We start from the raw sequence: 24,515 nt of genomic DNA on the forward strand, positions 1-24,515 counted from the left end.
GTGTTTGGTGATCCGGCGAACACCGGAGTAGTTTCACGTGAAACCAGCGTCCCGCTGCCCGCGGCGACTGAAGCTCCGGCGGCGACTGAAGCTCCGGCGGCAAAGAAGCCGGGAAAGGGCAAAAACGTGTTGGAAACGATGGACGATTCTTCCCCGCTCGGACGGGAACTAGCGAGCGAGGCCAAGCGTCGCGAGAAGCTCTCGGGCAAGGAGCTGCCAAAACCGAGCAGCACTCGTATCATGACCATCAGCAACCAGAAGGGCGGAGTCGGCAAGACGACGACGACGGTGAACATCGCCGCCGCTCTGGCCACAGCTGGTCTCCAGGTTCTTGTCATAGACATCGATCCGCAAGGTAACGCCTCTACAGCCCTGAACATCGATCACCACGCGGATGTCGATTCGATTTACGACGTCCTGATCGATGATGTTCCTTTGGGCGATGTCGTTGCACGTTGCCCGGATGTGCCGAACCTGATCTGTGCACCGGCTACGATCCACCTCGCCGGCGCGGAGATCGAACTCGTATCCCTCGTTGCAAGGGAGCAGCGGCTGCGAAGGGCCATCGATGTCTACGCGCGGGAACGGGAATCGAAGGGGGAACCTCGGCTCGACTTCGTCTTCATCGATTGTCCGCCAAGCCTGGGGCTTCTGACGGTCAACGCCTTCGTTGCGGCGCAGGAAGTGTTGATTCCGATCCAGTGCGAATACTACGCACTCGAGGGATTGAGCCAGCTGCTCAAGAACATCGAGATGATTCAGAAGCATCTGAACGCGGATCTCGTTGTATCGACGATTCTCCTGACCATGTACGACGGCCGCACCAATCTCGCAGCCCAGGTCGCCGCAGAGGTGCGCGAACACTTCCCTCAGCAGGTCTTGAAAGCTGTTGTACCGCGGTCGGTTCGGATCTCCGAAGCCCCTAGTTACCAGCAGACCGTCATGACCTATGACCCCTCGTCGAGCGGCGCGCTCTCCTACCAGGAAGCGGCAGCGGAGATTGCCTCCCGCTCTTAGCAGTGTTGAATACCGGTTCCTCGTGAGCCGACGAAGTGTAGCTGTGGATGAAGTCTCCACACCTTGGAAGGAATGACATGGCGGAAAAGCGGCGCGGTCTTGGCAGGGGGCTGGGAGCACTCATCCCCAGTGCACCTGAGGAAGAGGTTCGGGAGCAGACGCATCCCGTTCCTCGTGTCGATCCGGAGGAATCGATAACGGAATCGGACGACGCTGCCTCCAGAAAGCAGTCCGGACGTCCTGCCGACCTGTTCTTCGAGCGTGTTACCGCGGAAGACGTGGCCGAGCAGCGGCGTTCCTACTCCTCGGCGCTTCGAAGCGGCATCAACAAGAACGTCCTCGATGCGCAATCAAAACGAGTTGCACGGCCGTCAAAGCAAGATCCTGTAAATCAAAAGCAAGCCTCAAACGCCAATGCGCCGGTGTCCAAGGTGGACGTTTCTCCTTCCCTTAAAAAGGACGAGACGGGGCTCGTGTTATCGCCTACGACTGAGGGAGCGAACCGCGGGCAGGTAGAGAAGACAGCGCCGGATCGGGACACGACAGACAATGTTGGGTCAGTCACCGAGGATGTTTCACGTGAAACGACAGTTCCTTCGGCGGGTTCAACTAACACCGGCGCTGTTGACATGCCGGCCGCTACGAGTGCGGCCGGGGAGGCTGCCAGCGGGCTTGTTGCCGTGCCAGGAGCTACCTTCGCCGAGCTGCCCATCGGCAGCATCCACCCCAATCGCAAGCAACCCCGAGTCGAGTTCAACGAGGACGAGCTAGCCGAGCTCGTTCACTCCATTCGTGAAGTCGGTGTCCTGCAGCCGGTTGTCGTCAGGCCCTCCCAGGAAAACGACGAGACCGAGTTCGAGCTGGTGATGGGCGAACGTCGCTGGCGCGCTTCACGTGAAGCAGGGCTGGAGACGATTCCGGCCATCATCAGATCTACCCTTGACGATGATCTGCTGCGGGATGCATTGCTCGAGAATCTGCACCGGAGCGCACTGAACCCCCTTGAGGAGGCAGCTGCCTACCAACAGCTCCTCGAGGACTTCGGCTGCTCACATGACGAACTCGCAGGGCGTCTCGGTCGGTCGCGTCCACAAATCTCCAACACCCTACGTTTGATGAAGCTGCCACCGATGGTTCAGCGGAGGGTTGCAGCCGGGATCTTGTCAGCAGGTCACGCGCGCGCCCTCCTCGGACTGGCAGACGGTGCAGAGATGGAGAAGCTTGCTCAGCGTATCGTCGCTGAAGGCTTGTCTGTGCGGTCAACGGAGGAGATTGTCGCCTTGAGCGGTGGGCTCCGCAGGGCTAGTAAGCCCGCGTCGCCGAAAGATGGAGCGCGCCACGAGCGGTTGGACTACCTTGCTACGTCGCTGTCGGACCGTTTGGATACCAGTGTGAAGATCACACTGGGGGCGAAAAAGGGCCGCGTCAGTATTGAGTTTGCGAGCGTCGACGACCTCAATCGAATTATTGGCGTCCTTTCTCCTTCTCCTGAGTAGATGGACTGCAGTAGGCGTCGCTAAATGACGACCGCACCGCTTCTTTAGTCCATCAGTGAAGTTTTACGTGAAACACGATTTGCAGTGGCGGACAGGTGTTTTGCACCCGCAAGTCCAGCTTCGGGTTTCGCGCTATAGGCAGCTTTGGTCACGCTATCCCATGCTCCCTGACCGGCCAGCACTGCTCCAACAGATCGTCAGAGTGCTCGGCGGCATAGACCCCGCCTGTTTCACGTGAAACATGCCCGTGTTCCTCGTCCCTCAAATCGCCTATTCCAACACGTGATAGCCGCGCCGGGCTGTGATTTGCGTTGTCCCACTGTCTGTTGACCAGGGGCGCACTCTAGTGGGAATGGATGCAGGTGTGTCTCGCGCCAGAACGGCACGGTCGCAGCATACGCGAGCGGGTTGGTAAAAGGGCCGTGCCCGTGGTGGCTGTGCAGTTAGAAGAGGGCGTTACGTGGACTCGAGCGACCGGCGTGCGCGGCCGGAAGACCAGAAGTAGCAACCTAAAGCCGCTCGGGTTCAGTTCTGAGATCAGCGCAGCGCCAAGCTCCTGTCGGCTTTGTTTTCACTCCGTGGACTGTTTCTATAGATTCCGGTGCGGTCCGTTTTGGCGGACACTCCGACGAGCAAAGCCGGCGCATGTTTCACGTGAAACAGGCAAGAGCTACCCCTCGGCTAGCGGGAGGCAACCGCCGACGTTCGTGATTCCTCTAGGATCGCTAGCAGTCACTGCTGGAGATCCGAAGCCCGTGGCCAGCGGCTGATGCTGACGACTCGGTAGTCATTGCCTTGTCTGGTGTCTTTGGCCGATCGTTCCCACTGATGATCGGTAGCTCTTGCGAGTCTCTCGTGTTTAGTCTCCTGTGGATCTTTGCTCCTTGCTCAAAGTGCCTTGCTCCTTGGTTTCGCTCCTGCTTCTGTGCTCCTTGTTGTCGGCTCCTGCTTTTCAGATTTTGCTAGCACGCATCTGATCAGTCCATGTTCTTGTGTTGTGCAGCAGAGTAAGAATATTCAGAGCGGCGTTCTGGGACTGGACTGAAAACCGGAGCACGGGGCCGAGCTGGAGGTGCTTTGGTGCGGCCAGAGAAGGAGCGATGGATATTGATTTGGGTGTGAATAAAGCGGCTCAGCATACGGCTTATAGCAGTGTCAGCGGTGGCTATCGCCTCGCGGGCGGAATATGTGCTCGAGCCCCCTTACCTTCCCAAGGTCTCGCCGACCTGGAGTGACAATCCTTCCGAGAGGTGTACCCCGCGCTGACGAGGACACTGAGGATTGACAAGGCCACCAGGGGCATGAAAATGGCTTCCTGGTCGCATGCGCCGAGGAGCGGGTCGTGAGCATCCCTCCTGCGGCGTCCCTACTGGATCTCCACGGGAGCACTCACCTCGTCCGACCGATGTACACGGCCAACGCCGCCGGTCAGATTATGGAATCCTCGGGACTCCCACTTTCCTAGACGATTCTTGCACGCTCTGTATCGCGGGAGGGAAGGTTCCTCCATTGTTCGGAGTCTCAACAGGAGAAGGCCGGAGAGGGCCCGCCGTCCTGGGAGCTCAACGGGGAGCAGGATGTTTAGTGGGTGCGAGCGGGACTGTGAGCGGTGACCTGGTGCTGGGCAGCTTGGTGCAGCGCGCGCTGCCATCGATCCCCTCCCCGCTCGTGGGTCGGGGCTACAGGCTGGGTAGGACCCACGTAGTTGCGGGTCTACCGATTGCAGTACCTCGTGCGGCCGGCGTGATCAGTGGGAGCCGTTGTGTCCGAATAGCAGCGAGAGGTACGCCTTGTTTCACGTGAAACATTGATCTGGCTTCAGTCGGCCCTGGACTATTATTCGTTGAATGGAATTGGCGCCTGTTTCCGTTGCTGGCTCGCGGGGCGGCAGGTTGTTCCCTGAGAGGGGCTGAGGCTCACTATCTAACTACTCGTTTAGCGGCTGGTGATTGCCGGTGAAGTCATCCATTGAGGCTCAAGGGTATGCACCCTGCGCCCACCAGACGAGCAGTCCCGGCTGTTTCACCCCAGGTCCACGTTGATCCATATGGCCATTGCCCGACAATGTTCCACGGTTGTTTTCCTTGTCGCTTTCCGGAGCACGGCGATGATAGTTTCACGTGAAACGAAGGAGGGTTGCCGGTCTGGGGTGCAGCAGGTGGCTTCTCCGTAACCGGGTCGAGCGACCGACGGCGGTTGGTCCGCGATGCCCAACGCTGTCAGTGCGCCAGCATCTTGGTGATGATCGCTAGGATGCACATTCGCTAGGGCTCTGGCTGACACGCTCAGGGGCCCAAGTCAATTTCAGTGCGGCACGAACTCTCGTTCTCCTCACCCCTCCGACACTCTCAGGGGCCCAGATCATTCTGAGGGCGGTACGAACTCTCGTTCTCCTCACCCCTTCCATGTTCCCCGGTCCGAGTCGAAACCAGGTAGCCGTGCACTCTCGTCGCTGCTGACGTCGTCGACACCGAGACACTGGTGACAGCTGCGAGCAAGCGGGTCCTTCTCGGCAGATCTAGCCCGGCGCCACATCCTGGAGGGGGTCTCCCGAGGACTGATGTTGCCACTCAAGAGAAAAAGGGCCCGCCGATGTCGGCAGACCCTTTTTCTCTTGAGCGTGAGTCAATTGATGAAAGCTGCGAATTCCTGTTCCAGGACCTGCTTGGGCTTGGCACCGATGGACGTAGCGGCAACCTCTCCACCCTGGAAGACGTATACGGCCGGGATCGACGTGATGCCGTACTTTGCGGCGATGGCCGGATTGTCGTCGACATTCACCTTGACGACGTCGACCTTCTCGGCGTGCTCAGCCGCGATTGCATCGAGGATCGGTGACAGCATGCGGCAAGGGCCGCACCATTCTGCCCAGAAATCTACGATGACCGGCTTGGTTGACTGCAGGACGTCGGCGTCGAAAGACGCGTCCGTCACATCCTTTGCGTTGCTCATTTGCGAACTCCTTATGGTTGATCTACGAGAGGGATGCGGTTTCAGAAACTGCTTCAGCCGGCGGGGTCGGCACACGCGCAGCAGTTAGAGACGCGCTGACCGTGTCAGCAAGGTAGTGCTCGACGTCCAAGGCTGCGACACATCCACTACCGGAGGCAGTGATGGCCTGACGGTAGGTCGGGTCGATAACATCTCCTGCAGCGAACACACCGGCCAGCGATGTTTTCGAGGTCCGACCCTGGACAGCGATGGTGCCCTCGGTCGTCAGCTCGAGCTGACCCTTCACGAGGTCCACCCGCGGATCGTTACCGATAGCAACGAAAACTCCCATCACGTTGATGTCGGTGGTGGTGCCATCGACCGTGCTGGCCACCTTGAGCCCTGTGACCTTGTCAGCGCCGTGGATGCCTACCACTTCCGAATTCCAGAGGAAGGAAATCTTCTCGTGGGCGAACGCGCGATCCTGCATGATCTTCGAGGCACGAAGGCTGTCACGCCGGTGGATGACCGTAACCGAGCGTGCGAACTTCGTCAGGAAGAGGGCCTCCTCCATGGCGGAGTCCCCGCCACCGACAACAGCAATGTCCTGATCGCGGAAGAAGAAACCGTCGCACGTTGCACACCAGCTGACGCCGTGTCCGGACAGTCGCTTCTCGTCGTCCAGTCCGATTTCGCGGTACTCCGAACCGGTGGAGATGATGACTGCGCGAGCTAGGAATTCCTCACCTGTGGCGATGGTGAGCTTCTTGATGTCGCCGGACAGGTCCGCTGAGACGACGTCCTCGTACAGGATCTCGGTACCGAAGCGGCGTGCCTGCTTCTCGAATTGCTCCATGAGATCGGGCCCCATCACGCCATCGGCGAAGCCAGGGTAATTCTCGACGTCGGTGGTATTCATGAGTTCACCGCCCGCCTTGACGGAACTCGCAATCATCACCGGCTTCAGGTTCGCCCGCGCCGTGTAGACGGCCGCCGTATACCCGGACGGTCCGGATCCAACGATGATGACGTCGTGGACCTTCTGCTCGCCGTCGGGGCCTGCTGATGTGGGCGTGTCCATCTGGACCTCAGTGTGCGTTGTCACGTTCTCGGAAGACCTTTCTGTCATTTCGATCGCTGATATGGCCTGTCGGGACTACCAGCGGACACCTCTTTCAACGGAACCACACATCTGGTTATTCCGTCGCGGACTCCGAGTTGGCGCCTCGGAAAAGGGGCCGGTAAAGCGCGTTGTCGGGCCGCCTGGGGCTCAGCTGACGCGGATTCCCGCGATACGGAGGCCGAAGGGGTACTGCGCCTGGATGTTGGACAGCCTCGGCAATTGAGTGAAGTTGACGATGACGTAGCGACCGGTCCGGGGACCGTCGGAACCATCCGGGATGGGAAGAGTCACCGTAGGCGCTGTGAATCCGCCCTGGGCGATCTGCTGGGCTCCACTGAGCGTGGGCTGGTCATTGACGAGGACGGAGAAACTTCCGCCCGAGCCGTTCAGCTGATCGATGGCCACCTGGGTGATCGTGGCATCCTGTTCGAGCTGCACAACCAGCGCAAGGCTGGTCGCCAAGCCACCGAAGGTCTCACTGGCATAGACCTGGTTTCCCCAGAATGTCGCGGGGTTGTCGTCGATGATCAGGGGCAGATTGAGATCGTTGGCGGCGTCGAGCCCCTGGTTGTCCGGTACGACACGGGTTATGCCGGAAACCACAGGGCTGACGGCTTCTGGGGTGGGTTCGGCAGATGGTGTGGCCGGCGTCGTCGGACCCTCCGTCACCGGTGCACTGGTGCTCTGCTCCGGGTCACTTGCCGCGATCGGACTTTCACTGAAGAGGGACCCGAGCTGTGTTGCCGCGATCACGACTGCGACCACCAGGACGACGGTGAGCACGACGCCGACGAGGATGCGTGTGAACGCGCGGCCGCCGCTGTCGTTGTCATCAGTATCATCGTCGAAGCGGTCGTCGTCATTCACGTCGTCAGGGCCGTCGGCCCCGTCAGACGCGTTCCCATGGTCGCGGCCGCCGGACAGCGGGAAACGTGATGCAGCCCGCGCTGACGGCTGCGAGGCCGAGGCTGCTGCCGCTCCGGCCGCGACTCCTGCAACCCCTGCGCCGACGGCCCCGGACGCACCCGAGCGACGCCGGCTGGAGTCGTCATCCTGCTCGTGTGGTTCGTCGAGGTAGGCCGTGGGTGAAGCCGCGCTCGGGCGCTGGCGAGGGGGCGGTGGTACGAGGTGCGAGGACGGACGGCGCTCTGGAACCGGCTCGGCCGCGACAGGAGGTTGATCAGGGGTGTGGTTCTGCTGCGGTTCCTCGTCACCGTGCCGCCCGAAGCGCTCCCGGAGGCCGGACAGGCGTGATTTCCGTTGGTGCCGGCGGTCGTACTCCTCGTAGTGGTCCTCGTCGTCGTCGTAGGTCTCGGGTTCCGTTGACCTCGGCCCGCCGAAGATCTCCGAACCGAGGGTGTCGGTGAAGAACGGCTCTGTATAGGGCTGATCCTGGACCGGTGCATCCTGCTGCACGATCAGGTCCAGCATGTCCGCCGCGGCCGCGCGGTTGGTGACGAGGTAGGTGCCTGACTCCGTGATGCCGAGGTCCAGGACCTGGATGTCCTCGTTCCTGTCGCCTGTCGCCAGTTCGCGGGCGCTGGTGGCGACCTGTGCCGCGTTCCCTGCCGATGCCACGAGGATACTGACGGGCCGGTTGAGGACCTGATCCACGCCGTCGAGCACGAGATCCTTCTCAGCAGATGCCAGCACGTAGGCGGTCACCTTGTAGCGACCGCCCAGCACTGAACCGACGTCTACTGCTTCTGGCACGTGTTCCTCCCGGCAAAGCTGGCTGATTTTTACCCATGCTACCGGTCGGTCAGCTTATTCCCGGGCTGGCACCTCAGGCGCCGCCGCGCCGGAATCGCGCGAGGACGGGGTCTGCGAACTCGCTGAGTTCGGTGACGCGCAGCAGTTTCAGCATGGCCAGGTAAGCGGCGAACATCACTGTCCCGCCGAGCACCAGCACGAGAACGGCGTTGAGTTTGGACTGCCAGACGAACCCTGCGGGGTCGTATCCACCGAACGCCCAACACAGGGTGGTGCCGGCAACGGCGGCGATGAGGCCGGCGATGGTCAGCCGGACGTGTACGTCGAAGACGTGCCCTGCGCCGTAGGACCCGATCGCGCGGGTCAGGAAGACATGGCTCACGACGACGGCGATCACGTTGCCGAGTGAGTAGGCGACGGCGAGCATGGGAACGATGAGCCGGGGATCGAACATACCGGCGGCAAGGGCAAAGGCGACTCCGACGACCGAGAGGATCAACTGGATCTTCAGCGGCGTCTTGACGTCCTCGCTGGCATAGAACACGCGGTTGAGGAAGAAATTGGCGCTGAGGAACGGAGCACCCACCGCGAGGATCGCGATGATCACTCCGTTGATAGCCGCGCTCTCCGGTGATTCGCTGAACAGGATCCCCAAAGGGCCGGCGAAGGCGAGAAGGGCGGCTGCGCCGAAGACCGTTGCGACACCGATAATGCGGAGTCCCTGCGAGAGGGTAGCCCGCACGGCCGGTAGGTCACCGTTGGCGTGCGCGGACGAGAGCTGGTTGAACATGACCGTGGCCAGCGACAGGGCGATGACCGCGTGCGGCAACTGGTAGACCATGGCGCCGAACTCGAGGTTCGTCGAGCCCGCGATCTGTACAGGAGGATCCTGTGCGAGGAGCCCCTGCCGGGCATCGGAGGCGATGGTGGCGACGCGCTGGTTGACGAGGTAGAGACCGTTGCCGATCAGCATCGTCACGATAGTGACGGACGCCAGCTTCCCGGTTCGTCCGAGTCCTGTTCCGCGGATACCGAATTTCGGCCTCAGGCCCAGGTTCAGTCGTTTCAGCGGGATGAACAGCACGAGCGCCTGGATGATGATGCCGAGCGTGGTCCCGCCCGCCAGCAGGACTGTCTGCGTCATAGTCCATGTCTCCGGGGTGTGCCGTTCGGCCTGTTCGCTTCCCATGAGCATGATGAAGGCCACCAGGAAGCAGATCGACACGACGTTGTTGACGACGGGCGCCCACATGTAGGGGCCGAAGGATCCGTTGGCGTTGAGGATCTGGCCGGCCACCGCATACAAGCCGTAGAAGAAGATCTGCGGCAGGCACCAGAAGGCGAAGGCGGTGGTGAGGGCGAGGTTGGCTCCCGTGAAGCTCGTCGTCAGGCCGACGATGACCGGTGCGGCGAGCGTCGCCAGCACTGCCAACACGAGCAGGCCCGCCGCCGCGAGGGTGAGAAGCCGGCTGACGTAATCCGCTCCCCGGTCGGGTTGCCTGCTGGCGCGGATGATCTGCGGCACCAGGACCGCGTTGAAGACCCCTCCCGCGAGCATGAGGTAGATGAAGTTCGGAAGATTGTTGGCCGAGGTGAAAAGGTCCGAGACCTGCCCGGTTGCCCCGATCGCCGTGGCCAGGAGAGCAACGCGCACCAGGCCGAGGAGCCGCGAGACGAGGGTGCCGGCGGCCATGATCGCACTCGAGCGGGCAGTGGAACCATTGCGGGGGGCGGACCGGTCCTCGCGGACGGGCCGGCCCGCATCCTGCAGGGGGATCGAGGCTGTGTTCGTTTCAGACATCGTTCCCATCGTCTCACCCCTGTGGGCACGACGGCGTGCGACGGCGTTCACGGGAAGAGGTGCGGCGAGCTCAGAGGTGCTCGGGCAGGACCTCTCGGGCGAGGTCGGCGATGCGCCGCTCGTTGGGGAAGGACAACCTGCGTCCAAGCTCCTGCAGGGGTACCCAGGCGACGTCGACGGCTTCGTGGTCGGGGTCGTTGTCGATGGTCAGGTAGCCGCCGGTCGCGATGAGCAGGAAATGGTGGACGGTCTTGTGCACGCGGTGGCCGCTGACGGTGAACCAGTAGTCGATACTGCCGAGGGCGGAGACGATCCTGCCCTCTATACCGGTCTCCTCGGCGATCTCCCGGACCGCCGCCTCCTCGTTGTCCTCGACACCTTCGGGGTGGCCCTTCGGCAGACACCATTCGAGGCGTCCACCGCGATTCAACCGGGCGATGATGGCGACGTCGAGCGTCTCCTTCGAGGCATCGACGACGATTCCGCCGGCCGAGACCTCCTCCACCGTGGGCAACTGGTGCTGTACGGCAGGCATACCCGTGGTTCCCATTGACACGGTCAAAGGGGTGCGCTTCGGAGCACTTGGAACGGGTCGGTCCATGCAGACCACTCTATCGATCTTTAACAGAGGACGATGACGGCGCGACCCGGCACGGGCCGGGGTGAATGGCACCGTCAGGGGCCGGTGCGGACCCGGACGCGGTGTGGTAAACGGGTCTCGATCTGGCACCCTTAAGGGACTATGGCGCACCTGCTGGACACTTCGACCCTCACCGCACACCTCCCTCCCGTTGTCCTCGAGGTCGGCGAGCTCTTCGAGGACGCGGGCTACGAGCTCTCCCTGGTGGGCGGACCGGTGCGTGACCTCTTCCTCGGCAGGGTGTCGCCGGATCTCGACTTCACTACCGACGCCGATCCGGACCAGACACTCGCCGTCGTCCGGCGCTGGGCGGACGCCTACTGGGAGATCGGGCGGGCGTTCGGCACCATCGGCCTCCGCAAGGACGGCTACCAGATCGAGATCACGACGTATCGGGCAGAGGCCTATGATCCGTCCTCGCGCAAGCCGATCGTCGCCTTCGGTACGAGCCTGGAAGAGGACCTCGTGCGCCGTGACTTCACCATCAACGCCATGGCCCTCCGGCTGCCCTCCCTCGAACTCGTCGATCTGTTCGGCGGGGTCCGGGACCTCCACGCGGGGATTCTGCACACCCCCGGCACACCGACGTCGTCGTTCTCCGACGACCCGCTGCGCATGATGCGAGCAGCGCGCTTCGTCTCCCAGTTGGGCGTCACGGTGGCTCCGGAGGTGTCCGAGGCGATGACCAGGATGGCCGACCGCATCTCTATCATCTCGGCGGAACGCGTTCGGGATGAGCTGGTGAAGCTGATCCAGGGCGCGGCACCGGACGCCGGCATCAACATCATGGTGGACACCGGGCTGGCCGAACATGTCCTCCCGGAAGTCTCCGCCCTCCGTCTCGAATCGGATGAGCACCACCGTCACAAGGACGTCTACCAGCACTCGCTCACTGTCCTGCGCCAGGCCTGCGAACTCGAGACGCGCGACGACGGACCGGTCCCCACACCCGACGTCGTCCTGCGCCTCGCAGCGCTCCTGCACGACATCGGCAAGCCCGCCACCCGGAAATTCGAGCCTGGAGGAGCAGTCAGCTTCCGTCACCACGACGCCGTCGGCGCCAAGCTCGCAGCCAAACGGCTGCGTTCGCTCCGGTTCGACAACGACACCATCAAGGCCGTCGCCCGGTTGGTCGAACTCCATATGCGGTTCTACGGCTATGGCGAGGCCGGCTGGAGTGACTCGGCAGTGCGGCGGTACGTGAGCGACGCCGGACCCCTCCTCGAGCGACTCCACCGACTGACACGTTCCGACGTCACCACCCGGAACCGGCGCAAGGCCGAAAGGCTGGCCTTCGCATACGACGATCTCGAGGCACGCATCGCCGCGCTCGCCGACCAGGAGGAACTGGACTCGATCCGCCCCGACCTCGACGGCGGGCAGATCATGGGCCTTCTCGGAATCCGTCCCGGCCCCGTGGTGGGGCGTGCGTACCGCTTCCTCCTCGAGGAACGCATGGAGCACGGTCCGCAGAACCCGGTCGACGCCGAGACCAAGCTCCGCCAGTGGTGGAGCGAGCAGCCCGAATCCCAGGAGAGCACACCATGAAGCCGATGACAGGCGCAGCAGCAGCGGACCCCACCGCCGCAGGAACTCCCCTTCCGAAGCTTTGGCTCCTGCGGCACGGCGAGACGGAGTGGTCCAGGGATGGTCGCTACACGGGGTTGACGGATCTGCCGCTGACCGGGCATGGAGAGGAGCAGGCGCTGGCTGCGCGTGAGCACTTCGCAGGCATCGATTTCGATCTCGTGGTCACCTCACCGCTGCAGCGCGCTGTCCGCACGGCAGAACTAGCGGGCTTTCCCGACGCGGAGATCCTTCCCTTCGCTCACGAGTGGGACTACGGCGACAACGAGGGCCGCGACAGTGCAGTCGTCCGCAAGGAAAATCCGGGCTACCTGATCTGGAAGGACGGGGTTCCCAACGGCGAGACGCTGAACCAGGTCTCGGAGCGTGCGGACCGCGTCATCTCACGGGTACAGGCAGGCTGTGGTACTCCTGCGGACAGGGATCCCGATGCGAAGCCCGTGCAGAATGCGCTCCTCGTGGCACACGGGCACTTCCTGCGGATCGTCGCGGCGAGGTGGCTGCAGCTCGACGCCATCGAGGGTCGTCACTTCGTCCTCGGCACGGCTGCTGTCTGCGCGCTCGGCTGGGACAAGCACACGCCGGCTATCGTGCACTGGAACCTTTAGGACCTCATCGGGCGGCATGCCCCACGCCCGCCGGCAGGAAGTACTTCCCGCGAAATTACCTGAATGAATATTTGTACAAGGCTATGCCAAAAGGTAATTCATACGGTAGCTTTATGTACGTGCCATTGGGCCTTCCCAACTTGAAGTTCGGGGAACGCCTGGCCGCACGACCGTAGGTGATATCAACGAATTGGAGGTGGAGATTGTGAATACTATGTCCGGCGGTGCCCTTGCCCGCGGCGCCAATCCTGCCTTCGTCATTCGTTCGCACTAGGAAGTTCGCGCACCGGCGTCAGCCGGTTGATCGCTCTACCACCCTCGCACCCGTGTGCGGCTTCCTTCCTTTTCATTTCAGCAATGCCAATTCGCGGCATTTCTGCGCCTGAATGCACCTATTGAAAGTCGATAATGCCCAATTCCCAGCCCAACCATGTCCAATTCGTCAATAAGGCTGCACCGTCAGCGGCCCCTCCCTCCGGGACGGTGGCCGAAGGACGTGCCCTGCCACCTCCACCCGTTGCGCTGGAATCTGCAGCCGGCGGTGAATTCATCATGAGCGGATCACTGACACCCCTCCCGCCCGGCGCCGGTCCCGTACAGGACCTGTCGGGTGTGCCATCGGTTTCCATGCCCGGTTTCCACCATAGGAAGGATGTGCAGCGCATGCTCGGGAGATGGAGGAACGGGTTCTCCCTCTGGGGACGGATCCTGTCCAGCCAGTCCCGCGGCCCTTGGGACGATTCACAACGGTTCGAGCAACCGAGCCACAGGCTGTACATCAAGTGACGGACCCGAGGATCATCACGACAATGAGCGAAGCCCGCGCTTCCCGGCGCGGGCTTTCGCCTTGAAGGTCGGTGTTCGTATGCCCGGTATATCTGGGCCGGAATTCGGTGCACGAACAGCGCGTTATAGGGTCGTGAGGGTCACTCGACCGGCTCCCTTCCCCACGCCGGTCGGAAGGGAGAAGGTGTGTCAGGCGTCCGGCGCGTAGCCATGCTGTCCCTGCACACCTCACCCCTCGAGCAACCCGGCAGGGGAGACGCGGGCGGCATGAACGTCTACGTCCGGAGCACGGCCCTCGAACTCGCACGCGTGGGGATCGACGTCGAGATCTTCACGCGCGCGGCGGGCGAGGGGCGTCCGAGCCGTGAGGTGCTGGGCGACGGCGTCGTGGTCCACCATCTCGAGGCAGGACCCCGCAAGCGCATCCCCAAGGAATCCCTCCCAGGGCTCACTGGAACCTTCGCCGACGCGATCACTGACGCCGCGCACCTCCTTGCAGACGGTCATTTCGATGTCCTGCACTCCCACTACTGGGTGTCCGGGACAGTGGGCCTCACGCTCAGCAGGCAGATGAACCTGCCCCTCGTGCACTCGATGCACACCATGGCGAAGGTCAAGGACCTGCGGATGAAGTCGCTCGGCACACCAGAGCCGGCCGAGAGGATCGCCGGCGAGCAGGACATCGTCACCGGCGCAGCGCGGCTCATCGCGAATACGAGCACCGAGGCTGCCGAACTCGTCTCGCTCTACGGCGCCTCAGTGGACCGCATCGACGTCGTGGCTCCCGGCGTGGACCTCTCGACCTTCCATCCCGGCGACCGACGTGCCGCGAGGGCCGCTCTCGGCTTCCCGTTGAAGCAGTTCCACGTGGTCTTCGCCGGTCGGATCCAAAAGCTGAAGGGCCCCCAGGTGCTTGTTGCCGCGGCCGAGGAGCTCCGCCGTCGTCGGCCCGACATCCCCTTCACCGTGAGCATCCTCGGTTCCGGCAGCGGATCGGAGGCACTCGCCCTGCAGCCCCTCATCGACGACGCCGAGCTGACCGAGGACATCCGGCTCTATCCGCCCGTCACCGCCACGAATCTCGCGCAGTGGTTCCGGTCGGCCGACGCGGTCGTCATGCCGTCCTTCAGCGAGTCCTTCGGCCTCGTGGCGCTCGAAGCACAGGCCTGCGGTACCCCGGTCATCGCCGCGAACGTCGGCGGACTGCCGCAGGCCATCAGCGACGGGCGGAGCGGACTTCTCGTGGACGGGCATTCCGCGAGCGGCTGGGCCGATGCCCTCGAGCGGTTGTACGACGACATGCGCCTGCGGGAGTCGCTTGGGCGAGGGGCCGCCACGCACGCACTCGCCTTCGGTTGGCAGCGCACCGCCCTGCTGACCGCACAGAGTTACCGCACCGCTGTGGAGCGCTTCTCACCCGCGACCGCGGGCTGAAGCACGCCGTCGACGCCGCCTAGGATGGGAGGTGTGATTCCCTCCGAGCTCGCTGCGTACCTCGATTCCGTCCGCATCACCGGCAAGGTGGCGACCTCGCGACAGGACAACCTCAAGCACATGCGCCTGTTCCTCGAGGGGAACGAGAACCTCGAGTTCGGCGTCCGGCTGACGCGGGACTGGACGTACGACGACGTCTTCGACCTCATGCACGAGCGCGTGGGAATCAGCCCCGACCGCGGTCATCTCGGGGGCGATGACACCATCGACGCCGCCCTCTGCGTCGCCGCACTCGACCGTTTCGCCGACCGCCTGGGTACCTCCGCCCATCGGGGGGATCGGATCCTCTTCGCGACCGGGCATCCGGCAGGCTTGCTGCCCGTTCACGCAGCTTTGGCACGGGGCGCCGCGGCCGCCGGTGCCACCGTGGTGCAGGTGTCCGAGGGACGCCGCTTCGGTGCGGGCGACATCCGACAGATCTTCGGGGTGCTGGTATGGCACCAGCACGGCGGCCTGATGCACACGCACCTGCCGGAACCCATGCGGTTGAGCCTGCAAACCCTCGCCGGTGAGGGTCTCGATATGCCCGACCTTGTCGTTGCTGATCACGGGTGGGCAGGACAGGCAGCCAGCGCAGGCCTGCCGACCATCGGATTCGCCGACTGCAACGATCCGGGACTCTTCGTCTCCGAGGCGCAGGGGCAGATCGAGGTAGCCGTCCCGCTCGACGACAACGTATGTCCGGGGCTCTACGATCCGCTGATCGCCTACGTCCTCGATCGCGCCGGGTTGCCTCCGGCATGACACGAAGGCGCTGATAGGTTTGCTGCATGAGCGATCTTGAGATTGCCCGCGCCGCCGCGGTCAGGCCCATCGGGGACATAGCCGACGCGGCGGGCATACCGCGCGAGGCGCTCGAGCTCCACGGTCACTTCAAGGCGAAGATCGACCCACGACTGCTCCCTGACAACGGCCGGGTGCCCGGCAAGGTGGTCCTGGTCAGCGCCATGAGCCCGACTCCGGCGGGGGAGGGTAAGTCCACCTGCACCGTCGGCCTCGCCGACTCGCTCTCCAGGGCCGGCCGGCGCGTGATGATCGCGCTCCGCGAGCCGTCCCTTGGTCCGGTGCTGGGCATGAAGGGAGGCGCGACGGGCGGCGGGCTCTCGCAGGTGCTACCCATGGACGAGATAAACCTGCATTTCACGGGTGACTTCCACGCCATCACCTCGGCGAACAACGCATTGGCCGCCCTGATCGACAACCACATCCACCAAGGGAACGAGCTCGGGATCGATCCGCGCCGGATCACGTTCAAGCGTGTCCTCGACGTCAACGACAGGGCTCTCCGCGAGGTCGTCATCGGGCTCGGCGGACCGGCTCAGGGTACACCGCGGCAGGACGGGTTCGACATCACCGTCGCCTCGGAGATCATGGCGGTCTTCTGCCTGGCCCGGGACCTCGACGACCTCAAGGCGCGCCTCTCTGCCATCACCTTCGGTTACACCTTCGAACGCACGCCGCTGACCGTCGGCGACCTGGGCGTCGAGGGTGCCCTGGCGCTGCTACTCAGGGACGCCATCAAGCCGAACCTCGTGCAGACCATTGCCGGCACACCGGCCCTTGTGCACGGCGGACCCTTCGCGAATATCGCCCATGGTTGCAATTCGGTGATCGCCACGCGGACGGCCCGGAGCCTCGCCGATATCGTGGTGACGGAGGCAGGGTTCGGAGCGGACCTCGGGGCCGAGAAGTACATGGACATCAAGGCCCGCGTCGCGGATGTCGCGCCCGACGCCGTCGTCATCGTCGCGACCATCCGTGCCCTGAAGATGCACGGCGGAGTAGCGAAGGCCGATCTCTCGGAACCCGATGTCGAAGCCCTCCGGCACGGGAGCGCCAACCTGCTCCGTCATGTGCGGAACATCGAGAGGTTCGGCATCGCACCCGTTGTCGCCGTCAACAGGTTCGGGACGGACACGGATGAGGAGCTCGACTGGCTCATCTCCTGGTGCGCAGGCGAAGGCATCGACGCCGCCGTCGCCGATGTGTGGGGCCAGGGCGGTGGTGGACCCGGCGGGGACGAGCTCGCGGCGAAGGTGCTCGCCGCCCTCGAGCGGCCCGTCACCTTTTCCCATCTCTACTCCCTCGACCTCTCCGTCGAGGACAAGATCCGCACGATCGTCCAGGAGATCTACGGGGCCGACGGGGTCGACTTCTCGGTGCCCGCCCTGCGACGACTCAAGGAGATCGAGGCGAACGGCTGGTCGCGCCTGCCCGTCTGCATGGCCAAGACGCAGTACTCGTTCTCCGATGACCCGAGCGTGCTCGGCGCGCCGAAGGGGTTCACTGTCCACGTCCGTGACCTGATCCCGAAGACAGGGGCGGGCTTCATCGTCGCCCTGACGGGATCCGTGATGACGATGCCGGGACTGCCGAAAGAGCCTGCCGCCCTCCGGATGGACGTCGACGCCGAGGGCAACGCCGTCGGACTGTTCTAGCCGCCCTCTCCAGCCCTCCTGTCCGGCGCGGGCCGCTCCAGGTCAGGTGCCGACACGCGCCGAAGTGACGCGGACGATCGCCGTCGTCTGCCGTCGTCTCGGGCGCACCGTCAGGTAGAGCGCGGCGACGCCTGCGACGACGACGGCGACCACGAACCAGGCCGTGGCGGGATCGCTCACAAGCAGGCGCGGAATCGCGCGGGAGGGAACACCAGCAGCGAAGCCGAACGCTGCCAGGAGACCGAGATAGCTGCCGACCATGTTCATCAGGTGTCCCGGGATGTTCCCCCTCACCGCTGCCAGAATGCCGAGGCTCACCGTGACGACCGTGAACGCCGACAGGCCGTGGAGCCAGCTGTAGCGTCCGTCGGTCACGATCCAGAAGCTGCTTCCGCACACGTAGTACATGGAGGCGGCCCACGTATAGCCGAGGACGCGGTGGGTGCGGTCGCGCCGTCGACGGAGGATATTCACCGGCCCGATGACCAGTGCGACGAGGGCTGCGACGACATGCGTTGCGAGAAGCGGGTTCCAGTCCATGTTGTTAGGATAGTTCTACTATCTCGTGATGGATATCAGGACAGCTGATGCGTGTGCAGCTATCCCACCCGCCGTTGTACGCACTTGTGGAAGGAGCGCCTGGATGAGGCTCGGCGAACTCAGCGAGGCGAGTGGGATCAGCGCTGCGAGCATCAAGTTCTACCTTCGCTCAGGGCTGCTGGAGGCGGGCGACGCCATCCATCCGACCAGGGCGGCCTACGGGATTCGGCACGTGCGGCGGCTACGGCTCATTCAGGGTCTCCGGGCCTCCATCGGCCTGGGCCTGGAGGACATCCGCCGGATCATCGACGCGTCCGCCGGCGCCGACGCCTCGGCCGAGCAGCGGCTCGCCCTGCTGGCAACGGTGCAATCGGTGGTCCTGGGATACCGCGGAGACGGCGTGCGCGAGTCCGCGGCAGTCGACGATCTCGTCCAAGTGATGGGGTGGGCCGATGAGGAGAGCGGAGCGCGTGCCGCCGTCGGTGAGCACCTCGCCGTGATGGAGGCTGCCGGCGTGGTCACGGACCCAGCGGTCCTGGCCTCCTACGCACGGGCGGCCGACGCCATCGCCGAAGCACAACTGGCGGTCACCGACGTGCAGGAGAGCATCGAGGAGTTCATCCTGACGGCGGCGATCGGAATGCACCTGCACAACCAGCTCATCCTCGCGCTCGTCGCCCTTGCCCAGGCGAGCCACTCCATCCGGCGGTACGGTGCACGGTGACGCGGCCCGGTTAGAGATGAGGAGGGCGGGACACGACGTGTCCCGCCCCCCTCATCCACCTGCAGTTCTAGCGCTCGATATCGCCGCGGATGAACGCTTCGACCTTCTCGTGGGCTATGTCGTCCGCGTACTGCTCCGGTGGGGACTTCATGAAGTAACTGGAAGCGGAGAGCAGGGGCCCCCCGATGCCGCGGTCCAGGGCGATCTTCGCGGCGCGGATGGCGTCGATGATGACTCCGGCCGAGTTCGGGGAGTCCCAGACCTCCAGCTTGTACTCGAGGGAGACCGGAGCGTCACCGAAGTTGCGGCCTTCGAGGCGCACGAAGGCCCATTTGCGGTCATCGAGCCATGCCACGTAGTCGGACGGGCCGATGTGTACGTCGTTGGGGCGCAGCTCGGCCTTGACGTTCGACGTGACGGCCTGGGTCTTGGAGATCTTTTTCGACTCGAGGCGATCGCGCTCGAGCATGTTCTTGAAGTCCATATTGCCGCCGACGTTCAGCTGATAGGTGCGGTCCAGGGTGACGCCGCGGTCCTCGAACAGCTTCGCCATGACCCGGTGCGTGATCGTGGCGCCGATCTGGCTCTTGATGTCGTCGCCCACGATCGGGATCCCGGCCTCGGTGAACTTGTCCGCCCATTCCTTGGTGCCCGCGATGAACACGGGAAGGGCATTGACGAAGGCCACGCCGGCGTCGATGGCGCACTGCGCGTAGTACTTCGCTGCGTGCTCGGATCCGACGGGCAGGTAGCAGACCAGGACGTCGGCCTTCGAGGCCTTGAGCTGCGCGACGATGTCGACGGGTTCCTCGTCGGACTCGACGATGGTCTCGCGGTAGTACTTGCCCAGGCCATCCAGGGTGTGGCCGCGCTGCACGATCACTCCGGTGGGGGGCACGTCGGCGATCTTGATGGTGTTGTTCTCGCTCGCACCGATGGCTTCGGCGAGATCGTGGCCGACTTTCTTGCCGTCGACGTCGAACGCCGCCACGAACTGCACGTCCCCCACGTGGTACTTGCCGAATTCGACATGCATGAGGCCGGGGATGACCCCCGATGCGTCCGCGTCACGGTAGTAGTGCACGCCCTGTACAAGCGACGCGGCACAGTTGCCGACTCCAATGATTGCCACGCGAATGGGGTTCTGTCCCACAGTTCTCCTCGAAAGCCCGTTGAATATGCCCCCGCCGTCATCGCGCAGGGCGCGGTCGGCAGGAACTGCCAGTCTACGTTCACTTCATAACGCCGGAGTATGCACCCCCATTCCTTGCCTTCCTCCGGTTCCGCCCGTCAACCGGGTCAGCAGCGGAAGTACGCCGCGGCCGGGCCGCTAGGCTCGGTGCATGACTTCCGGGACGGGCGGGCGCGGGCCCTACCGCATCAGCATCCCGAGCCGGTCCGACGCCTTCCTCCGGCCCCTGGTGGAGGGGATCGGCGGCCCCCTCGGGCGCCATGCGGACCCGGGACGCGTCTCCGCGCGCTGGTTCACCCTGCAGCGCGTCCTGATCCTTTTCACCGTCTGCTCGGCGGTGCTCGCCGCCGTCGCCAAGAACCCCTGCAGGGTCGGCGGGTGGTCCTCGCCGGACCACTTCTACCGCGCGTGCTACTCCGACTGGCCGGAGCTCTACCAGAGCCGGGGGCTCGGTGAGGGCGTCCTGCCGTTCATCACACCCGGTGCGCTCTTCGAGTACCCCGTGCTGCTCGGCCTGCTGGCGTCCGCCACCGCGTTCATCGTCGACGCCGTCGCCGGTGGTGCAGAGATCCAGTCGAAAGCGTTGCTCTTCTTCGACCTGAACATGGTGCTCGTCGCCGGGGTCTGGCTTCTGACCGTGCTGGTGACCCTGCGCCTCGCAAGTCGCAGGCCCTGGGACGCGGCCATCGTCGCGACGGCCCCGGTGATCATCCTGTCCGGGAGCATCAACTGGGACCTGTGGGCCGTGCTCCTCGCGACGGCTGGGATGCTGGCTTTCGCCCGCGACCGCCCGGTCCTTGCGGGCATTCTCTGGGGTCTGGGCACGGCGGTGAAGCTCTATCCGGTGCTGCTCCTGGGTGCGGTGCTGGTCCTCTCCCTCCGCTCGGGGCGGTACCGGCCGTTCCTCGCGGCGCTCGCGGGCACCGCGGGCGCCTGGCTCGTGGTCAATGTGCCGTTCCTCCTGCGGGACCCCGAGGGCTGGGGCTACTTCCTCACGTTCTCGGAAACGCGCGACGCGGGCTTTTCCTCGGGGTGGTACGTCTACAACGCACTGGCACGTCAGGCCGACGTCGCGGCGCTGTCGCCCGCCGCGGTCAACATCGGAGCCGTCGGGATCTTCGGGCTCGCATGTGCCGGCGTCGCGGTCCTCACCCTGCGTGCGGAGCGTCGGCCGCGCCTTGCACAGCTCGCCCTGCTGATCGTGGGGGCGTTCATCCTGTGCAACAAGGTCTATTCACCGCAGTACGCCCTATGGCTCGTCCCCCTGGTGGCCCTGGCTGTGCCCCGATGGCGGGTGGTGTTCGTATGGCAACTCGGCGAGGTGCTCCACTGGTGGGCGGTCTGGCTATACCTGGGCGGTATGACGAGTGGAGGAGCCCCGGAGCACAACCTCGGGCTGGGCGTATATGCCTGGGCGGTCATGGCACATATTCTAGGAATGGCATACGTCATGGCCGTCGTGGTCTCGGAGATCCTGGCTCCGCGGCAGGACCTGGTGCGGCGCATCGGCATCGATGATCCGCACGGCGGACTGTTCGATGACGCACCGGACCGATTCACACTGCACTCCCGCCTCCGTCCGCGCAAGGCCGTGCGAGCAGGACCCCTCGGCGAGCGGTGACCGGACGTCGCCGTTCTGCTCCGATAGGCTGGCCGGACCGCGCGGATCGCCCGGCCGAGCCAGCACCCGTGGGTACGAATGGCCGGCCACCAGGGCGCCCGTCGACCAGGCCCCAGATGAACCTCCACCGGAAGACCTCAGTGACTGCACCATCCCTGACCGCCAGCACGCTCGACAGGAGCGCTTTCGACGCGATCGCCGCCACGCATCCCGACGTCGTGATACCGCTTGAACAGACGCCCGACTGGGTGGAGTTCGAGCGCGCACTGGGCCGCTCGCCGCTCGGGATCTGGGAATACAGGGACATGGCGGGGGCACTCGTAGCGACTGCCAGTTACGTCCACGTGGTGCGCCGCTCCAGGGAATCCGTCGTCGTCGTCAACGGACCCGTGTGGTTCGCCCAGCGGACACCGGCTGCCGAGCGCGTGATGATGGAGACGGTGCGAGAGCAGTTTCGCAACCATCCGACCGCGCATCCGCTGTACGTGAGGATGCAGGTCGCAACACTCCAGGCTCCGGCTACGGGTCCGATCGAGCACGGCTGGTACGAGCGTGAGATCGTGGTCGACCTCACGCCGTCGGAAGCCGGACTCCTCAAGAGTTTTCGCCCCAATGCACGCAACAGCATCCGCAGGGCGCAGCGCAACGGAGTCACCATCGAACACATTCCTCGAGAGGAATGGAAGAACGTCTTCGCGCGCGAGTTGTTCCCCATCATGCAGGAGACCGCGGAGCGCGACGGCTTCCAGTCGTTCGACTCGTCCTACTACGAGACGCTGCTGGCCGTGCTGGGTGACCACCTGCGCCTTCTCGTCGCCTATCGCGATGGCATTCCCCTGAGCTGGCTCATCACCACGGAATACCGCGGCTACGCGGTCTACTATTTCGCGGGCAGCACCCACGCGGCCCGCAGCACCTTCGCCCCGTACCTGTTGCTGTGGGAGGCGTTCCGGACGTTGAAGGCCGCGGGCAACACCGCCTGTGGCCTGACGGGCATCGAGAGCGCGAACTACCCGTCGCTCGCGAACGTCACCACCTTCAAGCGGAACTTCTCGAAAAATGTCGTGGTGGTGCCTACCACCTATGACATCCCGCTGAGTCCTGTCCGCTATCGCGCCGTCTCGGCCCTGCTGGCCGCACGGCGGGCAGCTCCTGCCGCTGCAGGAGGTATCGTCCGGCGCGCGTCCGGTCTGGTACGGAGATCAGAAAGCGGACGCGTCAGCCCGACCGCCGCAGAAATGTAGTCCGGGTGGGGAGACACCCCGCTGCTTCAGGAGAGGAAATCCCATGGTGGATGTGGAGATCGTCGGTTCCGGGCCGAACGGACTCGCGGCCGGCGTCGTCATGGCACGAGCCGGATTGTCCGTCAGGGTGCACGAGGCTGCTCCCACCATCGGTGGCGGCTCGCGTTCCGTCGAGCTCATGGATCGCGACCACCTCCATGATTTCTGCTCCGCAGTCCACCCGATGGCACTTGCGTCCCCTTTCTTCCGCGCCTTCCAGCTGAGCCGCCGCATCGGATTCGCCGTCCCCGAGGTGTCCTTCGCCCACCCGCTCGACGGCGGCCGGGCCGGAGTGGCCTACCGGAGCATGGAGCAGACGGTGGCCGGGCTCGGTGCTGACGGCGAGGCTTATCGCCGACTGCTGCAGCCACTGAGTGATCGCGAGGAGGGGATCCTCGCGTTCACGCTCAACCATGTCGTCCGCATCCCGAAGCGGCCGGAGGCCGCGCTCCGCTTCGGGCTGGCGGTCCTCGACCAGGGACTGCCGACTTGGAACCGCCGCTTCCGCACCGATGAGGCCAGAGCGCTCGTCACGGGTGTCATGGCGCACCCGGTGGGAACGCTGCCGTCCCTGACGGGAGCGGGGGCGGGCCTGGTGCTCAACCTCCTGGCGCACACCGTGGGCTGGCCCATCCCGGTGGGCGGATCCCAGTCCATCGCGGACGCCCTCGCCCTGGACGTCCGGCGGCACGGCGGCGAGATCATCACCAACAGCAGGATCGAGACCCTGGCCGAGGTGTCGGACGCGCGCGTGGTGCTCCTCGACGTAGCGCCCAAGACGTTCCAGGCGATGTCCCGCGGGCGTCTGCCCGCGGCGTACGAGAAGGCCCTTTCCGCATTCACGTACGGCAACGCGGCCTGCAAGGTGGACTTCATCCTGTCCGGTCCGGTGCCATGGACACACCCCGAACTCCACAGGGCCGGGACGGCTCACCTCGGGGGGACCCGCGAGGAGATCGCCGCCGGCGAGAAGCAGGTCAACCAGGGCGAGCATCCGGACAGTCCGTACGTGCTCCTGTCCCAGCCGTCGTCGTTCGATCCGACGCGCGCGCCGGACGGTCGGCACACGCTATGGACCTACTGCCACGTACCGCGCGGTTCCACGCGGGACATGGCAGAGGCCGTCACCGCGCAGGTCGAGCGCTTCGCGCCCGGGTTCCGCGACGTCGTCGTCCGCAGCCATACGACGACCGCGAGCGAGCTCGAGGTGTACAACGCGAACTATGTGGGCGGGGACTTCAGCAGCGGGGCGGTAAACCTGCGGCAGATCGTCGCTCGGCCGGTGCCCTCGCTGCAGCCATGGGCGACTCCCATCAAGGGGGTGTACCTGTGCTCGCAATCGACACCGCCCGGGCCAGGAGTGCACGGCATGGCCGGGCTCAACGCGGCGAAGCTCGCCCTCAGGCGCGAGTTCGGCCTGTCCGTCCCGGCGCTCGGCCTCTGAGGAGCCCGTCGGTCAGAACGGGTACCGCGCGATCTTCCCTGCAGGGTGACCCACTGCGTCTCCGTAAAGGCCTTTCA

At 64.5% G+C, this 24,515-nt stretch carries 18 protein-coding genes; 11 read left to right on the plus strand and 7 right to left on the minus strand.

Translation table 11 applies throughout. The annotated features are described in order from the left end of the window. Positions 1-138: 138 nt before the first annotated feature. Both D6T63_RS10105 and D6T63_RS10110 read left to right on the plus strand, forming a co-directional pair. Positions 139-1,017 (plus strand): ParA family protein, encoded by an 879-nt coding sequence (locus D6T63_RS10105; protein ID WP_147394331.1) that lies wholly within the window; start codon positions 139-141, stop codon positions 1,015-1,017. A gap of 77 nt (positions 1,018-1,094) precedes the next feature. Then, positions 1,095-2,513, plus strand: coding sequence for a ParB/RepB/Spo0J family partition protein (locus D6T63_RS10110; RefSeq protein ID WP_120148893.1), 1,419 nt, complete (start codon positions 1,095-1,097; stop codon positions 2,511-2,513). 2,625 nt (positions 2,514-5,138) lie between these two features. Here the strand turns inward: D6T63_RS10110 and trxA are convergent. The 5 genes from trxA to D6T63_RS10135 all read right to left on the minus strand — a co-directional run bounded on the left by trxA (position 5,139) and on the right by D6T63_RS10135 (position 10,631). Beyond that, positions 5,139-5,465, minus strand: coding sequence for a thioredoxin (trxA, locus tag D6T63_RS10115; protein WP_120148894.1), 327 nt, complete (start codon positions 5,463-5,465; stop codon positions 5,139-5,141). A gap of 22 nt (positions 5,466-5,487) precedes the next feature. After that, positions 5,488-6,525: a thioredoxin-disulfide reductase gene (gene trxB, locus D6T63_RS10120; protein ID WP_120148895.1), complete on the minus strand. Its 1,038-nt coding sequence runs from the start codon at positions 6,523-6,525 to the stop codon at positions 5,488-5,490. Positions 6,526-6,714: 189 nt separating this feature from the next. After that, positions 6,715-8,280, minus strand: a complete 1,566-nt coding sequence (locus D6T63_RS10125) for an ABC transporter substrate-binding protein (protein WP_147394330.1) — start codon at positions 8,278-8,280, stop codon at positions 6,715-6,717. A gap of 73 nt (positions 8,281-8,353) precedes the next feature. Then, a complete protein-coding gene (gene murJ, locus D6T63_RS10130) occupies positions 8,354-10,081 on the minus strand; it encodes a murein biosynthesis integral membrane protein MurJ (RefSeq protein WP_120148962.1) in 1,728 nt (575 codons plus the stop codon). Between the two features lie 70 nt (positions 10,082-10,151). Further along, positions 10,152-10,631, minus strand: coding sequence for an NUDIX hydrolase (locus tag D6T63_RS10135; RefSeq protein ID WP_235830673.1), 480 nt, complete (start codon positions 10,629-10,631; stop codon positions 10,152-10,154). 192 nt (positions 10,632-10,823) lie between these two features. Here D6T63_RS10135 and D6T63_RS10140 point away from each other — a divergent pair, with 192 nt between their 5' ends. The 5 genes from D6T63_RS10140 to D6T63_RS10160 all read left to right on the plus strand — a co-directional run bounded on the left by D6T63_RS10140 (position 10,824) and on the right by D6T63_RS10160 (position 17,634). Next, positions 10,824-12,269, plus strand: a complete 1,446-nt coding sequence (locus tag D6T63_RS10140) for a CCA tRNA nucleotidyltransferase (protein WP_120148898.1) — start codon at positions 10,824-10,826, stop codon at positions 12,267-12,269. Next, on the plus strand, positions 12,266-12,916 hold the full coding sequence (locus D6T63_RS10145; protein WP_235830659.1) for a histidine phosphatase family protein: 651 nt from the start codon (positions 12,266-12,268) through the stop codon (positions 12,914-12,916). The genes D6T63_RS10140 and D6T63_RS10145 overlap by 4 nt, the downstream gene beginning before the upstream one ends. Before the next feature lie 972 nt (positions 12,917-13,888). Further along, a complete protein-coding gene (gene mshA, locus D6T63_RS10150) occupies positions 13,889-15,136 on the plus strand; it encodes a D-inositol-3-phosphate glycosyltransferase (protein ID WP_120148899.1) in 1,248 nt (415 codons plus the stop codon). 24 nt (positions 15,137-15,160) lie between these two features. Beyond that, positions 15,161-15,940, plus strand: a complete 780-nt coding sequence (locus D6T63_RS10155) for a phosphatase (RefSeq protein ID WP_120148900.1) — start codon at positions 15,161-15,163, stop codon at positions 15,938-15,940. Between the two features lie 26 nt (positions 15,941-15,966). Next, positions 15,967-17,634 (plus strand): formate--tetrahydrofolate ligase, encoded by a 1,668-nt coding sequence (locus D6T63_RS10160; protein WP_120148901.1) that lies wholly within the window; start codon positions 15,967-15,969, stop codon positions 17,632-17,634. Positions 17,635-17,676: 42 nt separating this feature from the next. On the opposite strand, the gene D6T63_RS10165 is transcribed toward D6T63_RS10160, so the two are convergent. Beyond that, positions 17,677-18,174 (minus strand): DUF2306 domain-containing protein, encoded by a 498-nt coding sequence (locus D6T63_RS10165; RefSeq protein WP_120148902.1) that lies wholly within the window; start codon positions 18,172-18,174, stop codon positions 17,677-17,679. Between the two features lie 103 nt (positions 18,175-18,277). Between D6T63_RS10165 and D6T63_RS10170 the strand changes: the two genes are divergently transcribed. Further along, complete coding sequence (locus D6T63_RS10170; RefSeq protein WP_120148903.1) at positions 18,278-18,898, plus strand: MerR family transcriptional regulator; 621 nt, start codon at positions 18,278-18,280, stop codon at positions 18,896-18,898. A gap of 67 nt (positions 18,899-18,965) precedes the next feature. On the opposite strand, the gene D6T63_RS10175 is transcribed toward D6T63_RS10170, so the two are convergent. Beyond that, positions 18,966-20,051, minus strand: a complete 1,086-nt coding sequence (locus tag D6T63_RS10175; protein ID WP_120148904.1) for an inositol-3-phosphate synthase — start codon at positions 20,049-20,051, stop codon at positions 18,966-18,968. Positions 20,052-20,241: 190 nt separating this feature from the next. Between D6T63_RS10175 and D6T63_RS10180 the strand changes: the two genes are divergently transcribed. The 3 genes from D6T63_RS10180 to D6T63_RS10190 all read left to right on the plus strand — a co-directional run bounded on the left by D6T63_RS10180 (position 20,242) and on the right by D6T63_RS10190 (position 24,438). Further along, positions 20,242-21,711, plus strand: coding sequence for a glycosyltransferase family 87 protein (locus tag D6T63_RS10180; protein WP_120148905.1), 1,470 nt, complete (start codon positions 20,242-20,244; stop codon positions 21,709-21,711). 140 nt (positions 21,712-21,851) lie between these two features. Further along, positions 21,852-22,955 carry a lipid II:glycine glycyltransferase FemX gene (locus D6T63_RS10185; protein WP_182976947.1) on the plus strand — a complete coding sequence of 368 codons (1,104 nt, stop codon included), beginning with the start codon at positions 21,852-21,854 and terminating at the stop codon, positions 22,953-22,955. Positions 22,956-22,998: 43 nt separating this feature from the next. Then, positions 22,999-24,438: a phytoene desaturase family protein gene (locus D6T63_RS10190; protein ID WP_120148907.1), complete on the plus strand. Its 1,440-nt coding sequence runs from the start codon at positions 22,999-23,001 to the stop codon at positions 24,436-24,438. Positions 24,439-24,515: the final 77 nt, after the last annotated feature.

Source organism: Arthrobacter cheniae, from assembly GCF_003602275.1.
Classification (GTDB): Bacteria; Actinomycetota; Actinomycetes; order Actinomycetales; family Micrococcaceae; genus Arthrobacter_D; species Arthrobacter_D cheniae.

Coding starts and splice junctions, on each gene's coding strand:
- D6T63_RS10105 (WP_147394331.1), top strand. CDS start 139: ATGGACGATTCTTCCCCGCTCGGACGGGAACTAGCGAGCGAGGCCAAG.
- D6T63_RS10110 (WP_120148893.1), top strand. CDS start 1,095: ATGGCGGAAAAGCGGCGCGGTCTTGGCAGGGGGCTGGGAGCACTCATC.
- trxA (WP_120148894.1), bottom strand. CDS start 5,465: ATGAGCAACGCAAAGGATGTGACGGACGCGTCTTTCGACGCCGACGTC.
- trxB (WP_120148895.1), bottom strand. CDS start 6,525: ATGGACACGCCCACATCAGCAGGCCCCGACGGCGAGCAGAAGGTCCAC.
- murJ (WP_120148962.1), bottom strand. CDS start 10,081: ATGTCTGAAACGAACACAGCCTCGATCCCCCTGCAGGATGCGGGCCGG.
- D6T63_RS10135 (WP_235830673.1), bottom strand. CDS start 10,631: ATGGGAACCACGGGTATGCCTGCCGTACAGCACCAGTTGCCCACGGTG.
- D6T63_RS10140 (WP_120148898.1), top strand. CDS start 10,824: ATGGCGCACCTGCTGGACACTTCGACCCTCACCGCACACCTCCCTCCC.
- D6T63_RS10145 (WP_235830659.1), top strand. CDS start 12,266: ATGAAGCCGATGACAGGCGCAGCAGCAGCGGACCCCACCGCCGCAGGA.
- D6T63_RS10155 (WP_120148900.1), top strand. CDS start 15,161: ATGGGAGGTGTGATTCCCTCCGAGCTCGCTGCGTACCTCGATTCCGTC.
- D6T63_RS10160 (WP_120148901.1), top strand. CDS start 15,967: ATGAGCGATCTTGAGATTGCCCGCGCCGCCGCGGTCAGGCCCATCGGG.
- D6T63_RS10165 (WP_120148902.1), bottom strand. CDS start 18,174: ATGGACTGGAACCCGCTTCTCGCAACGCATGTCGTCGCAGCCCTCGTC.
- D6T63_RS10170 (WP_120148903.1), top strand. CDS start 18,278: ATGAGGCTCGGCGAACTCAGCGAGGCGAGTGGGATCAGCGCTGCGAGC.
- D6T63_RS10180 (WP_120148905.1), top strand. CDS start 20,242: ATGACTTCCGGGACGGGCGGGCGCGGGCCCTACCGCATCAGCATCCCG.
- D6T63_RS10190 (WP_120148907.1), top strand. CDS start 22,999: ATGGTGGATGTGGAGATCGTCGGTTCCGGGCCGAACGGACTCGCGGCC.